Source organism: Methanocaldococcus lauensis, from assembly GCF_902827225.1.
In the GTDB taxonomy this organism is placed as follows: Archaea; AGJL01; Methanococci; order Methanococcales; family Methanocaldococcaceae; genus Methanocaldococcus; species Methanocaldococcus lauensis.
In genome coordinates, this window is sequence record NZ_LR792632.1 from 245,591 (window position 1) to 260,157 (window position 14,567).

Genomic DNA, 14,567 nt, shown 5'->3' on the forward strand with positions numbered 1-14,567 from the left:
ATTGTAAAAACTAAAATCAAAGATATTTTTGGTGGTAGCAATGATATGTATAATAATGGGTAGTGAAAGTGACTTAAAAATAGCAGAAAAGGCTGTAAATGTTTTAAAAGAATTTAATGTAGAGTTTGAGGTTAGAGTGGCATCTGCCCATAGAACACCTGAGTTAGTTGAAGAAATTGTAAAAAATTCAAAGGCAGATGTTTTCATAGCAATAGCTGGATTAGCCGCCCACTTGCCAGGAGTTATAGCAAGTTTAACAACGAAGCCTGTTATTGCCGTCCCTGTTGATGCAAAGTTAGATGGTTTAGACGCTTTATTAAGCTCAGTTCAAATGCCTCCTGGAATTCCTGTTGCAGGTGTAGGAATTGATAGAGGAGAAAACGCAGCAATATTGGCTTTAGAAATTTTATCTCTAAAAGATGAAACTCTTGCGAAAAAATTAAAAGAGTATAGGGAAAATATGAAGAAAAAAGTCTATATGTCTGATGAAAAAGTTAGAGAAATGTTTAAATAATCAAACCATTAAATTTTTATTTTGTAACATTTTATTAAAGATTGTTAAAATCTTAAAGAGGGATTTAATATGCAGAAAGTTAATCCTACAAGAATGGAACTATTAAAGTTAAAAAATAAAATAAAATTAGCAGAGAAAGGACATAAACTATTAAAGCAGAAAAGAGACGCTTTAATTATGGAGTTTTTTCAAATAATAGAGCAGGCATCAGATTTAAGAAATAAAGTTGAAGAAAAATTGGCAGAGGCTTATAAAGATTTAATAATGGCTCAAACTGTTATGGGGACATTGGCAGTTAAAGAGGCGTCATTTGCCGCAAAGAATGATAAATTAGAAGTTGATATGGATACAAAGAATATAATGGGAGTTACTGTTCCTACTTTTGAAATATACAATGTTAGAAGAAAAGTTGGAGAAAGGGGATATTCACCTTATGGCGTTAGCTCAAAATTAGACGAAGCGGCAAAGAAATTTGAAGAATCTTTGGAATTAATTACTGAATTAGCAGAAATAGAAACATCAATTAGATTATTAGCTGAAGAGATAATTACAACAAAGAGAAGAGTTAATGCTTTGGAGTATGTTATAATTCCAAGGTTAAAAGAATTGAAGAAGTATATATCTATGAGATTGGATGAGATGGAAAGAGAGAACTTCTTCAGGTTGAAGTTAATTAAATCAAGAATCGAGAAAAGAGAGGCTGAAGGAGAGACAGTATAAATGAATTAAAAACTAAATAATTAATAATAATTTTCTTATTTTTGGTGGTGTTTATGGTATTTAGAATACTTGGAAGGATAACTGAAATAGAGAAGGAAATTAGAGAAGAAGAATTAAAATATGATTTAATAATTAAAAATGAAGCAAAAATTGAGCCAATAGTTGCAGATGAAGACAAAGAATTCAAGCAAGGGGATATAAAGCCAATAAGAATTAAAAAGATTAAAATACCTCCAATGTCAGTCCTTTTAATTTGTCCATATGGAAGGCATAGAGTAGGACATGTTATTGCTGTTGGGGAAGAAGTTCCAATGCCTATAGAAGCTGAAAGAGAAGTAGATATGGCAGCTTTTGCTTGTGGATTTGATGGAGAAGTAAAGAAAGGAGATTTAATTGGAATGTTACTTATAGTTGCAGCTGAAAAGAGGGAGGAGTAAGAAACTTTTAATTTTTTTGATTATATATTTTATTTTTTTAAGTTATTTTTCCATTTTTCCAAAAATAAAAACTTATATTATGCTAATATTGTAATATTAGTTCAGGTAGATAATTATGAAATTCTTTGACAGAGAAAAAGAGATTAATAAGATTTTATCCATTATAGAAGGAGAGCCAAATTTTATTTATTTTATTTTTGGTCCTATAAATAGTGGTAAGACTGCCTTAATTAACGAAGTAATAAACAATAGGTTGGATGATAATTATAAGGTATTTTATATAAATTTTAGGAGATACTTAATTTCCGAGAAGAAAGAGTTTATAGAAGCGATATTTACCACGAAAAAAGAAGATATTTTGGAAGAAATAAAGAGTAAATCCGAAGTTATAAATATGTTAATTAAAGGGGCTAAGGTTTTAACGGGCATTCCAATCCCTGAAGTGGAGTTTAATAAATTGTTTGAAGAGAGAATTAATGATGTCTTTCAATACCTTAACGATATTTTATTAAAAACGAAAAATAGCGGTAAAAAACCAATACTAATATTAGATGAATTGCAAATGATTAAAGATGTGGTTGTAAATGGACAAAAATATTTATTAAAGGAGTTATTCCAGTTCTTAGTTTCTTTAACTAAGGAACAACATCTATGTCATGTTTTTTGTTTATCTTCCGATAGTTTGTTTATCGAATATATTTATAATACAGGGGAGTTAGAAGAAAGAGCAGATTATATATTAGTAGATGATTTTAATAGAGATACTGCCTTAAAGTTTATGGACTTCTTAGCTAAAGAAATATTAAATAAAAATCTCTCTAACGAAGAGAAAGAGAAAATCTATTCTTATGTAGGTGGGAAGCCAGTTTTAATCTATAAAGTTATCGATAAAATGAGGTATGAGGATTTCGATGAGATATTAAATTTTATGCTTAAGGATGAGATTTCGAAGTTGGAGATGTTTTTAGATATTTTAGATTATATTGAGCCAAAAATAAAAATAAGAAATAAAATCATAGAGGTTAAAAACGATGATATAATTAAAGCATTAAAAATGTTTAAAGATAAATATGAAATCTCAAAAAGAGAAATTCCACCTCCAGTGTATATGTATTTGGCTAAGGAGAATATTTTATTCTTAAATCCAATTGAAGGAACTTTGAAGCCACAAAGCTTTTTAGTTTGGAATGCAATAAAAAGAGTTTTATAATCGAAAACTTTAATAACTCTAAAATATGTAAAAATTATATTATTAATGTAAATAGTTCCTTAAATGGGGGTGATTATGGATACCTTAACAATACTCGGTATTGGACTTGGTTCTTTGTTTATAATACTTCCATTAGCAGCAACAATTGCGTTTTTCTACTTTATATATAAAATATACAAAAATACCGAAGAAATGAAAAGGAGAAATACACATCAAACACAAGCAGTTAATACAACGAAGGATAACACTTCAATAGACCATAACAAAATCCAAGCAATGCGACAAATAGTAAAAAGTATTAAATATGATAATAGAAATAAATATGATATATATAGAACAATCTTAAATCAATTTGAATACTTATTCGCAAAGTATATATTAGAAAAAGGATACTGTAAAAAATATAAAGATGTTTTTAAATACTTAGAAAATGATTCTGAAATTAAAAATGCCTTAGAAGGCGAATATAAAAAGCCAGTATACGTTCCTGAATTTGAACCTATGGGGGAACCGTTATTGGAAGAATACTTTGAACATTTAATTAAATATAAGGAAGACTTTATGCAATGTTTAAAAGGAGATTATGAAGGTGATATAGAACCTTTATATAGAAAACCCAAAGATCTAACAAAACTAAGATATTACTTAAACATTGCTAAGGTCGGAGATTATATACGAGTAGTTAAAGAATTTAAAAAAGATGGGAAAGAGCTAGAACATATATGGCACATCCATTGTTGAAAAAACTCGGATTCATAGATGCACTAAAAGATTTTACTTTGGCAGAATTAATTCCTGTATTGAATGAAGTTGGAATGAATCCCGGATATACAGAAGATGTATATGAAATACCTCCTGACGAATTTGAAATATTAAACGGAAGACCACCTAAAAAATTAACTATAGACGATATATATAGAAGATGGGACGACAAACTTACATTAAGACTGGAAAGAATAAGAGAATGGATGCCTAAATCTTATAGAGAAGAAATTGAAACAGAAGAAATAAAAGAAAATACATAACTAACTATTTTTCAACCTAAATATAGATTTAAATATTAGTTTGTTTTTTAGAAATATTCAGGTAGATAATTATGAAACTCTTCAATAGAGAAAAGGAGATAAATGAAATCCTCCATATTATAGAAAGAGAGCCAGATGATATTTATTTTATTTTTGGACCTATAAATAGTGGGAAATCAACTCTGATAAGGGAGATTATAACGAATAGATTGGATAAAAATAAGTATATACCATTTTTTATAGATTTTAGAGCGAGGAATATAGTAAATGTAGATAACTTTATTGAATGCCTATTTGAAGTGGATGAAAAATCGAAAGTAGATGATTTTAGGGAGTATGCTAAATCTTTGGCTGATTTGTTAGTTAAAGGTTCTGAGGAATTAACTAACTACTATTTAGGCATGCCGATAAAAATTCCCAAATCATTTTTTGATAAAATTTTCAATAAAAAAGATAAATCAGGAGATGTTTATCAATATATAGAATATTTATTTGCTAAATTAAATGAAAAGGGGAAAAAGCCAATACTAATATTCGATGAATTGCAGATGATTAAAGAAATAACTCTAAATGGGGATAGATTACTATTATGGAGTTTGTTCCAATTCTTAGTTACCTTAACTAAAGTCCAACATCTCTGTTATGTCTTTTGTATCTCTTCCGATAGTTTGTTTATTGAGTATGTTTATAACGCTGGGGAGTTGGAGGGAAGAGCCAAATATATCTTAGTTGATGATTTTGATAAAGATACTGCCTTAAAATTTATAGATTTTTTATCTGAAATAAATAATATAAAATTAACTAATGAAGAGAGAGAATTAATTTATTCTTATGTCGGTGGAAAACCAAAAGATATAAAATATGTTATTGAGGAAAGTAAGTTTAAGGATTTGAGAGAAATTTTAAATGAAATGTTAAAAATAGAAGTTTCGAAATTGAAATATTTTTTAGAAGATGTAAAAGAAGATAATGAAGAATTTTATAAAGAAGTTGTTAAGGCATTATCACTATTTAAGGAAAATTACATAATCGAAGATATTAAAATCCCTAAAAAAATTAGAGAGTTTTTAATTAAAAAAAATATATTATTCCTAAATCCAATAGATGGCAATTTAAAACCACAAAGCTTTTTAGTCTGGAACGCTATAAAGAGAGTTTTATAGATTATGTTCCTATTAAAAAAGGGTGTTTAAATGAAACTAAATGAGAAAAATATAATCCTTTTTGCTTTAACTTGTTTTGTAATTCTATCTACTACATATCTATTTTTAAACCCTATACAACCAAAAGAAAGTAAAATATGTGATATTAAAGAAGGGGACTATGTTATTATAAAAGGATATATCCAAGATTTAAAATTAAAGAGAGACAAATATAGGCATGTAATTAATATTTCAAGAATCGTAATAAATGATGGAACTGGAAACTTAGATATTGTAGCGTTTGGTAAAACAAGAGAGGATTTATTAAATTATATATTGAGTTATAATCCAATGATTAAAGAAGGGGATTATGTAGAAGTTAGAGGAAAGGTTACAGTATATAATGGAAAATATCAAATTATTTTAGGTAATATTAATAACTTTAAACTAATTGAAAAGAGAAACTTTAATAGAGACATTTATCTATCTCCAACTCCTACAAATATATATGCTTCAAAGTATGGTAAAAAGTATCACACTTTAAATAACTGTCCCTATGGGAAAAGATTAAAAGAAAGTAATATTATATATTTTTATTCTGAAGAAGATGCTAAAGCATTAGGCTATGAGAAATGTAAATGGTGTGAATCTCATGAGACATCTAAATAATAAACGGTGAATATCTATGAAGTATAAAAAATTCTTTGCTATTGCTGTTTGTTCATTATTGTTATTTACGGTTTATTTTAATAGAGATCCAGATAGGGATATAACTAAAGGTAATAATATTATTTTATCTCCAGCAGATGGAACTGTAGAGTATATCAAATACTACAAAGATGGAAATGCTGAAGTTTTTAAAGATGGTAATTGCTATGTTTTAAATGTTTCAAAGTACTTTCCTAATGGTTGTTATATTGTAGGCATTTTTATGTCTCCTTTGGATGTGCATGTAAATAGAGCTCCAATAAGTGGAAAAGTTGTATATATAAAGCATATAGACGGTAGTTTTTACCCAGCATTTTTAGATGATGTTGAAAAAGTTAATGAGAGAAACATTGTTATAATAAAAAATGGTTCTGACTATATAGGAGTTGCACAAATTTCTGGCTTTGTAGCAAGAAGATGTGTTTTAAATATAAAAGAGGGAGATTATATATATGCAGGAGAAAGAATTGGTAAAATAAAACTTGGCTCTCAAACAGCTGTAATAATCCCAACTAATTACACTATAAAAGTTAAAATAGGAGAGAGAGTTTATGCAGGACAGACAATTATCGCAGTCAAAAATACAAATAATTAATGAAATTAAAGAGAAAGTCTTAAAAATTAGAGAAAGTTTAGGGTTAAATAAAGCTTTGTTTGATATAGTAGATGTTAAAATTGATAATAATATATTAACAATTTATACAAAAAATAGAAGTGACAAATCTACGATTATAGGACCTGGAGGATGGGTAGTTGGAAAACTAAAAGAAGAGTTGAAAAATTTTGAAATTATAAAAGTTGAAGATATCACTGACTATATGTTGTTTAAAGAGAGAGTAAAATTAATAAAATCCTTATTTAGAGATGATGAGGTAATTCAAGATATCTGTAACTATTTTTTATACAATGAAATCCCTAAGAAAAAGAAAGATATAATATGCTTAATTCACTGTCAGTATGACTTACATACTCTTAATATTTTAAATAATATTTTTAATGTTAAAGTAATAATTTACAATTTTCCTGCTTTAGTCCCTAATAAATCTAAGGAGAAAATTTTAAATTTTTTAAAACAAAAAAATGTTAATTATGAATTTTTAGACTTAAATTTAACAAAAGAAGAAATCAAATATCTTATAAATAAATTTCCATGTGGATTTTTAAAGGATAGAATAATTGAAAGTAATTTAAAGGGGTATATTTTTACATCTTGCTTAGATTATAAGATATTTAAATATTCTAATGGAATAATTATAAACTTTTTTGAACTCTTTCCAATGAAGATGAAAAAAGATGAATTCTATTTAAATTATTGCCCTCTATGTATTCAAAGTTGTAAAATTAAAGAAAATAAGATTAAATTTATAAGGAAAGTAGTTAAAGATGTATATAATGGATTTAAGGAACCTACGGATGCTTCTGAGGAGATAATTTCAATATTATAAACTTTTTATCTTTCATTCTTAATATTTTATTAAAAATTCACTTATTTCTTATCACTACCTTTCTATCATTGGATGGAATAATTTTTATTTTTGCATTTTCAAAATCTCTATAAAGTGTTTTTCCTTCAAATAGTCTATCTAAGAAAATTGCTAAAGCGGCTACTTCAGAATGAGGTTGATTGCCAATAGATATATTGTAATCTGCCAACTCATAAACATCCTTTGGAACTTTTTCTGCACCAACTATAACTAATATATCTTTATCTTTACTCAACTCCCTAACTTCTGGCATTATCTCATTAACATTTGCACCATACATCGTTAAATGAACTACTATTCCTCTATTTTTAAATTCTCTAATATATCTTCTCCAATTCTTTTCAACAGTAAATTTAAAATCACCACCCCAATTTTCAACGACTTTTTTAACACTACTTTCAACATCTTTATCTTCAACTGTAAATATTATTTTATCAGCCCCTAAAGCTCTTGCAGTTAAGGCAACATGTGTAGATATCCTCTTATCTCTATCTCCTCTATGTCCTAATCTTAAAACCTCAACAACCATATTAATTCCCCTTTATAATAAATTTATATAAATCTTTTAATGGAATATTATATTTCTTAGCAATTTTCTTTAAATCTTCATATTCTGGTTTTTCAGAAATTATTTCATCATCTATTTTTCCTATTTTTATTCTGACATCATCATCAAATACTTTGACTGTTTTAAATTCTCTATTTGCAATTATTCTATTTATTTTATAAATTCTAATGCCCAAAGTTCCTGTCTCTCTCATTATAATTTTAGAAACCTCATTAACTAAATCTTTTTTAACAATAGCTCTTATTGTATAAGATGGTCTATTTTTTTTCATATATGTAGGAATAAAGTGCAAATCTTTAACCTTCCCTTCTAAAACCTCATATAAATATCCTAAAACTTCTGGCGAAACATCATCTACATTTGTTTCTAATAATACAATTTCCTCCAATACTTTATCTTCTATTTTAAATACTCTTAAAACATTTGGAATTTTTAGATCTTTATCTCCAGCACCATAAGAAATTTCTTTTACTATAAAACTATCTTCAATTAATTTTGGATTTAGATATTTTATTATCGCCGCTCCTGTTGGAGTAGTTAATTCCTCATTAATATCTGAAAAAAATATTTTCATTCCTTTTAATATTTCAGATGTTGCTGGAGCAGGAACTGGGAATAAACCATGTTCTGTTTTTACAAAACCGTTTCCAACATTTATTGGTCTATAAAAGCAGTTATCTTTTAACTTTAATTTATTTATAATATAGGACGCTCCAACAATGTCGGCAACTGTATCGTAATTTCCAATTTCGTGAAAATGAACATCATCAATTTTAACATTATGAACTTTACTTTCCGCCTCAGATAATATTTTTAATATATCTAACGAAATATTTTTAATATTCTTTGAAATATTAGCCCCTTTAATAACTTTAACAATTTCTTTGTAAGAGTTCATTTTATAATCTTTATCTTTTGGAATTATATTAACTTTGTTTGCAATAATATGGCATTTTTTAACTTTTTTTATTTCAATATCTACATCAACAACTTTTTTAATAGTATTTACAAGTTCTTCTTTATTAACAAAGGTTATCATAGCTGATAAAAACATGTCTCCACTAATTCCTGAAAAAGGATCCAAAATATACATAAAATCCCCTCTATTTTTTAAATAAATAAAAAAGTAAAAATTTAAAATAAAATTTTAAAAAATTTAAAAATTTATTTTAAGTAGTCAGTTCCATAATCTACTTTATATATTTTAAACCCTGGCTGAACTCCAAAGTTTGTTGGGTCTATTGTAGCTTTGACTAATTTTATATGCCTCAATCCATATCCATCTAAGAAATGTAACTTAGCATAGATACTATCTTCTAAGTTTCTTGTTGATAACCACGCCCAACCTCTACCGTATGGTTCTATTCTAATAAACTCTGATAACTGTCCATCTTTATTTATTATAAACTCTTTTACACCGTATGGAGTTTTAATATACAATTTATGGATTTTGAATGTTCCAACAGGTTGAGGTTGTCCATTAATATATTTAATGATAATTGTTGTTATTTTTGTACCATTTATTAGGGTAATATAATCATATCCATTTAGATTTACCTTTGCAAGTATTACAGTGTTGTTATGGTTATTTAATACAAATGATTTTCCCTTAAAGAAAGCTCCTTTTTCTCTTTTATCATTTGGTGTATTTGGTGGTAAAGAAAAGTTCCAGAAACCAAACATACTCCAAACTGGGGCAATATCAGTCATTCTATTGTAAGTTATTAAATAATCAGGATTAGGATGCTCTGGATGAGTAGCATTTAAAACCATCTTAGCCTCTTTATCACTTAAACCATACTTTTTAGTTAATATTTCATAGGCATAACTTCTATTTACTGGTAAAATTTCGTTCAATATTTTTACAACCTTTGAAACATTGTTGTGAGTATAATTCATCAAAACGCTACCTTTTTCAAATGCCGCATCTCCACTTGTAGCAAGCATTCTAATTATACCAATAGATAGGTTTTCGTTAGATGTAGCGAAAGCTCTTCCGACCCAGTAAGCTCTTGGGCTATTTTGGGAACCTCCATCAAATGTTACCATCCTTCGAGCCTCGTAAGTATAAATATGCCCATTATCCCACCAACATGTTATTACTGAATTTTTTGAAGTAGTTTCTTTTATCCAATCTAAGCCCTCTTTCCATCCATTGTTGAATGTTGGAGCTGGTGAAAATGGAACTGCGTTAGCGAGAGGAGGGATTACCACTCCAATGCATAGTAATATTGATAATATTTTAATTATAGCATCCTTTTTATTGTTTATTGAAGTATAGATGTCTAAAATTTTATAAATAGCCAATAAACCTAATACTATTAAAAATCCATAGGCAGTTATTGGAACATAAGTTGTAGGAAGTAATATTTCAGGAATTTTGTTAATGTATTTTAATAATACTATTGATCCAAATATTCCTACTGGGATTCCCAATCCAAACAATGCCATTTCATTTTTCATTTTTAGTAATCTATCTATCTGTCCTACAAGGATTCCTAAACCAATAGCCAATGGAGAAGTAGCCAGGGAAGCAAATCTAATACCCTTTGTTGCCGCATATAGTGTTACACCCAACCATATTGCCAATAGAATTGCATATTTTATATCAATTTTAATTTTTTCTTGTCTTAATGAAATAAATGACAGTATAGTTCCAAGAATTCCAGCAATCGCTATAGTTGTTGACCCAATAGCATTTATAAATATTTCATTAAATGAACTTGGTTTTGCAAGCTCTGCAACTGTAGTATATACATTGGGCCATCCAGTTGTTAATGAGTAAGTTGAAAGAACTTGACTCATACTTAAAGGCATTGTAATTGGAGAAATTGCTATATTTAAACCATAAGTTGCCGTTAATAGAATAAAAGAACCTACTATGTAGAAGATTGATAAATAAACTACATTTTTAAAGTTTTTAACATCCATAATCTCTTTTATAGTAGTTTGAGATTTTAATAATATCAACGCTATTGTATAAACTATTAAGAAAGCTGTTATAACATCAAATCCATACCACCAAGCACCCCACATTTTTGGTGCCACAACTGTCAATATTAAAGCCATTGTAGCAAATAATTCAAAGCCTACATCTTCATTTTTTAATTTTTTAATTCCAGATACTATTAAACCAACTATTACAAATGCTAAGGATACTGCGTAGAATAATATTGATGCAAAGACTATGCTCTCTCCAGTAGTTATATTTAGATAAAACCCAACAATTAATTCAAATAATATTGCAACAATTACGAATAAGGAAATAGGTTTTTTTAAATTATTTTTTATATCTCTATTGAATAATATTGTATTTCCTTGATTATGGATTGCTTCAAGAATAAACCACACTATGAATAATATTGGAAGTACTTCAAATATTGGAGTGTCTGCAAAGCCAGCACAAGTTTTGTATAGTAATGAAGGAGAGGATATTAAAGCAATAGCCCCTACTATACCTCCAATATTGCTGTTTGTAACTCTCCTAACTATGAAATAAATTGGAATTCCCAACAACATACCTAAGACAGCTGGAACCCAGAAAGCGGCATTCATAATTGTTACTGTTGCGTCGATAGAATGCCACATATAATAGATAAATAGCGTAGTTAAACAAATTACTGGAGGTTCCCAGGAAATAGGATGCCCTGGTGGAGCATATTGATATAAGTCATAGGGCATAGGTTTTCCATCTATTATTTTTATTGTTTCGCCACAGTGTCCATGATTATAGAGATTTTCAGTTAGTCTTAGATAGTAGTAAGGATCCAACGCTAAAAGATACATCCTTCCATGCTCATCAGAAAACATCTTTTTTAAAAATTCGTTATCTTGGGCGAATTTCATATCTGCTGGCTGTGCCCTTAGTTGAAAACTAATAAACATTAACATTAATACAATTAATAAAATTTTTATCCAACCTTTTTCTTTAAATAAATTATTTATTTTCTCCAACATTTTGCTCATAATTTTCACCTTTATAAACATATCCATCAGTTATTACTATTAAACCATTTTCTTTTATGATTTCATATAGCTTAGGTAAAACTTTATTTATGTTTTCTTCAATATCAACACATTCTATGACTACTGGTAGATTTATTGATAATCTAAATATGTCAAAGTCACTAATGCCTCTAACACCATAACCGTATATTCCTCTATAAACTGTAGCTCCACTAATACCCTCTTTTTTTAGCATACTAACAATATATTTATACATTACTTTTCCTTCATATTTATCCCCTTCTTTTAGAAATATTCTTAAGATTTTTGCATTTATTCTCACAGATATCACCTAATTTAAGTTAAAAATATTTAATTATTTAAACAATTATTTAAAGATAGCTAAAGCTACAACCCTTCCAAAATAAACCATAATTAGACATCCTAAGACATTGACTGATATGTTTATTAAAGCATTTAAAAATAAACCTTCAGAAATTAAATTAAATGTCTCATAAGAAAATGTTGAAAATGTAGTTAATGCTCCACAAAAACCTGTTCCAAGTAACAATTTATATTCGTTAGATATAGGAAGCAGTATAGAACTATACATTAAAAAACCTAATATAAAACTACCTATTAAATTAACTAACAATGTTCCTGTAGGTAAATTAAATTTAGTAGGGATAATCCCAGAAATTAAAAATCTAAATATGGCCCCAATAAATCCACCAATTCCTATTAATAGTAATTCTCTAATCATCTTCTCCCCTATATATACAGACTGTTAAATAAGAAAAATTCTCTTTGGTAATATCTTTTAATGACTTTAAACTAATTTTCTCATTAGGATATGTTATATTTTCAAGTACCCAAATTTTAGTATTTGGGTCTATTCCATTTTCTATTAAATATTTTACGTCTTTTTTTAAATCGTTTGGTAGAAAAATAACTTTTTCTTTTTTCTTTAGCAAATTTAATAGATTCTTTAAGTTTTCTTCTTTTCCGTGAAGAGTTATAATATTGTAATCTTCCCATGATATTTTTAACCTTGCAGCTGCTATTTGAACAGAAGAAATTCCCGGAATTACTTCAATGTCTTTTTCACTAACTCCAATTTTCAATAATGTTTTTAGCAATCCACTAAAGCATGGATCTCCCGTAGAGAGTATAGCAATTTTTTTGTTTTTTATATTCTCATTTTTTAAGATATTTTTTAATTCCTCAATTAAATTTTTTGATAGAGTTATTTTTTTATTCTTATCTATATTGAACAACTCTAAGGCTCTTTTACTTCCTACAATCAAATCAGCATTTTCAACAATTTTTAATGCCTTTAGAGTTAAAAACTCTCTATCTCCTGGTCCTATTCCAACGATGTAGATCATAATTTCACAGGTCTTTTAATTTTGGTTTATAAAAAATTAAATTTAAATGAATTAAAAGAAATTTAATATAAATTAATATTTATTTCCAGATGATTTATTTTTAAGTAATATATCTGCCAAAGGTTTTGCCCAAGAAGCTTCCAATATAACACTAACTATTATTGTCATAAAAGTTGCTACTAATATAGTTCCAGCTAATTCTGTAGGGGGCATCAAACTTGCCACGCTCTTTGGAACTATATTGGGATGCTTCATAATTTCAGTATAAACCATCGCTGATAATGTTGCTGGAACAACCCCCCTTGGTCCCTCTAAGGCTATGTAGATTCTTTCAGCAAGTGGTCTAATTGGTGGAATAGCTGTAGCTATTAAAACCCCAATTGGTCTTGCTAAGAGTATTGAACCTAATGCACATATAAGTGCTGGAACAGCGTATTTTTCTAATAGAGGCATTGAGATACTTGCTCCCAATAATATAAAGATTAGTATTCTAATGAATATTGATAACTCATCCAAAAATATTGAGACTCTTTTCATATCTTCTTTATGTTCTTTTTTAGTTGCTATAACATTTCCAATATAAAGCCCCATTATAGCCACAGCCATAAATCCACTAATTTCATAGCCAGTTATTGATGGAAATATTCCCTCAGCAAAATACCAAAAAGCAATAGCCAAACCCAATGTAAATGGAGCAATATAATCTTCAAACTTAATTTTTGATATAATACATTCATAAAACTTACCAGCAATTAGTCCCAATATAATTCCTCCAACAGCCAATGAGATAAATTCAAGAATTGGATTCTCAGATTTAGCTAAACCAAGAGCTGATAGACATATTAACGTTACAACAATTCCTAATGGGTCGTTAAAGACACTCTCTGCTTCCAATGTTATTGCTACTTCTGGATTTATGTCCATCTTAGAGAATATTGGTATTAGAGTGGCTGGGTCAGTAGCAGAGACTATAGCACCAAACAACAAACCAATTAATGATAAAATTGGAAGATGGAAGACAAAGTTAAATACTACTCCAGATAAAATCCAGACAATTAATAACGCTAATATATCAAGTTTTACAATTACGTCCAATACTCTCTTCATAACATTCCATTCCATTTCAAAAGAACCTATAAACAATAAAATTATTAACCCAAAGTTTCCTATAAAGTCAAAAGAACTTGCAACAATATTCTTTGGAATAACATTTAAAGCTGATAAAATAAGTCCAAATATTAACAATAGAGGAATATCTGGAATTCCTATCTTTTTAGCAATTTTTGCTATTATAGAACCCCCAGCAAAAAGAACTGACATATATCCAAGAAATAGAGCAATATCCATAATTTCACCATTTAAACAATTTTTAGGTAATCTTGGATTTTACTATTAGAACTAAATTTAACTATAATATAAATCTTTC

Annotated in this window: 17 protein-coding genes; 10 read left to right on the forward strand and 7 right to left on the reverse strand. The window is 28.0% G+C overall.

All coding sequences use genetic code 11. The features are described from left to right. Positions 1 to 40: 40 nt before the first annotated feature. The 10 genes from purE (at position 41) to KMP69_RS01480 (ending at position 7,201) form a co-directional block, all read left to right on the forward strand. Complete coding sequence (gene purE, locus KMP69_RS01435; protein ID WP_214400198.1) at positions 41 to 514, forward strand: 5-(carboxyamino)imidazole ribonucleotide mutase; 474 nt, start codon at positions 41 to 43, stop codon at positions 512 to 514. A gap of 69 nt (positions 515 to 583) precedes the next feature. Further along, positions 584 to 1,234 carry a V-type ATP synthase subunit D gene (locus tag KMP69_RS01440; protein WP_214400199.1) on the forward strand — a complete coding sequence of 217 codons (651 nt, stop codon included), beginning with the start codon at positions 584 to 586 and terminating at the stop codon, positions 1,232 to 1,234. A gap of 53 nt (positions 1,235 to 1,287) precedes the next feature. Continuing rightward, entirely contained in the window at positions 1,288 to 1,671 is a 384-nt protein-coding gene (locus KMP69_RS01445) for a DUF22 domain-containing protein (RefSeq protein ID WP_214400200.1), read from the forward strand. Positions 1,672 to 1,786: 115 nt separating this feature from the next. Then, positions 1,787 to 2,881 carry an ATP-binding protein gene (locus tag KMP69_RS01450; RefSeq protein ID WP_214400201.1) on the forward strand — a complete coding sequence of 365 codons (1,095 nt, stop codon included), beginning with the start codon at positions 1,787 to 1,789 and terminating at the stop codon, positions 2,879 to 2,881. 75 nt (positions 2,882 to 2,956) lie between these two features. Further along, positions 2,957 to 3,622 carry a hypothetical protein gene (locus KMP69_RS01455; RefSeq protein ID WP_214400202.1) on the forward strand — a complete coding sequence of 222 codons (666 nt, stop codon included), beginning with the start codon at positions 2,957 to 2,959 and terminating at the stop codon, positions 3,620 to 3,622. Beyond that, positions 3,604 to 3,906, forward strand: a complete 303-nt coding sequence (locus tag KMP69_RS01460) for a hypothetical protein (RefSeq protein ID WP_214400203.1) — start codon at positions 3,604 to 3,606, stop codon at positions 3,904 to 3,906. Before KMP69_RS01455 ends, KMP69_RS01460 begins: the two co-directional genes overlap by 19 nt. A gap of 71 nt (positions 3,907 to 3,977) precedes the next feature. Further along, positions 3,978 to 5,069 carry an ATP-binding protein gene (locus KMP69_RS01465; protein WP_214400204.1) on the forward strand — a complete coding sequence of 364 codons (1,092 nt, stop codon included), beginning with the start codon at positions 3,978 to 3,980 and terminating at the stop codon, positions 5,067 to 5,069. A gap of 30 nt (positions 5,070 to 5,099) precedes the next feature. Then, positions 5,100 to 5,717, forward strand: coding sequence for an OB-fold nucleic acid binding domain-containing protein (locus KMP69_RS01470; RefSeq protein WP_214400205.1), 618 nt, complete (start codon positions 5,100 to 5,102; stop codon positions 5,715 to 5,717). 16 nt (positions 5,718 to 5,733) lie between these two features. Next, a complete protein-coding gene (locus KMP69_RS01475; RefSeq protein ID WP_214400206.1) occupies positions 5,734 to 6,351 on the forward strand; it encodes an archaetidylserine decarboxylase in 618 nt (205 codons plus the stop codon). Further along, a complete protein-coding gene (locus KMP69_RS01480) occupies positions 6,308 to 7,201 on the forward strand; it encodes a hypothetical protein (RefSeq protein ID WP_214400207.1) in 894 nt (297 codons plus the stop codon). Before KMP69_RS01475 ends, KMP69_RS01480 begins: the two co-directional genes overlap by 44 nt. A 37-nt stretch (positions 7,202 to 7,238) precedes the next feature. Here KMP69_RS01480 and KMP69_RS01485 read toward each other — a convergent pair whose 3' ends face one another. From KMP69_RS01485 to KMP69_RS01515, 7 genes are all read right to left on the reverse strand, one after another. Beyond that, positions 7,239 to 7,769 (reverse strand): tRNA (cytidine(56)-2'-O)-methyltransferase, encoded by a 531-nt coding sequence (locus KMP69_RS01485; protein ID WP_214400208.1) that lies wholly within the window; start codon positions 7,767 to 7,769, stop codon positions 7,239 to 7,241. A gap of 1 nt (position 7,770) precedes the next feature. Next, positions 7,771 to 8,901, reverse strand: coding sequence for a nickel pincer cofactor biosynthesis protein LarC (gene larC / locus KMP69_RS01490; protein ID WP_214400209.1), 1,131 nt, complete (start codon positions 8,899 to 8,901; stop codon positions 7,771 to 7,773). A 71-nt stretch (positions 8,902 to 8,972) separates the two neighbouring features. Next, complete coding sequence (locus KMP69_RS01495; RefSeq protein ID WP_250543610.1) at positions 8,973 to 11,774, reverse strand: STT3 domain-containing protein; 2,802 nt, start codon at positions 11,772 to 11,774, stop codon at positions 8,973 to 8,975. After that, a complete protein-coding gene (locus KMP69_RS01500) occupies positions 11,746 to 12,096 on the reverse strand; it encodes a DUF190 domain-containing protein (protein WP_214400210.1) in 351 nt (116 codons plus the stop codon). The genes KMP69_RS01495 and KMP69_RS01500 overlap by 29 nt, the downstream gene beginning before the upstream one ends. A 45-nt stretch (positions 12,097 to 12,141) precedes the next feature. Beyond that, positions 12,142 to 12,516: a fluoride efflux transporter CrcB gene (gene crcB, locus KMP69_RS01505; RefSeq protein WP_214400211.1), complete on the reverse strand. Its 375-nt coding sequence runs from the start codon at positions 12,514 to 12,516 to the stop codon at positions 12,142 to 12,144. Then, entirely contained in the window at positions 12,509 to 13,141 is a 633-nt protein-coding gene (locus KMP69_RS01510; RefSeq protein WP_214400212.1) for a cobalt-precorrin-7 (C(5))-methyltransferase, read from the reverse strand. The genes crcB and KMP69_RS01510 overlap by 8 nt, the downstream gene beginning before the upstream one ends. Positions 13,142 to 13,213: 72 nt before the next feature. Then, on the reverse strand, positions 13,214 to 14,488 hold the full coding sequence (locus KMP69_RS01515) for a cation:proton antiporter (RefSeq protein ID WP_214400213.1): 1,275 nt from the start codon (positions 14,486 to 14,488) through the stop codon (positions 13,214 to 13,216). Positions 14,489 to 14,567: the final 79 nt, after the last annotated feature.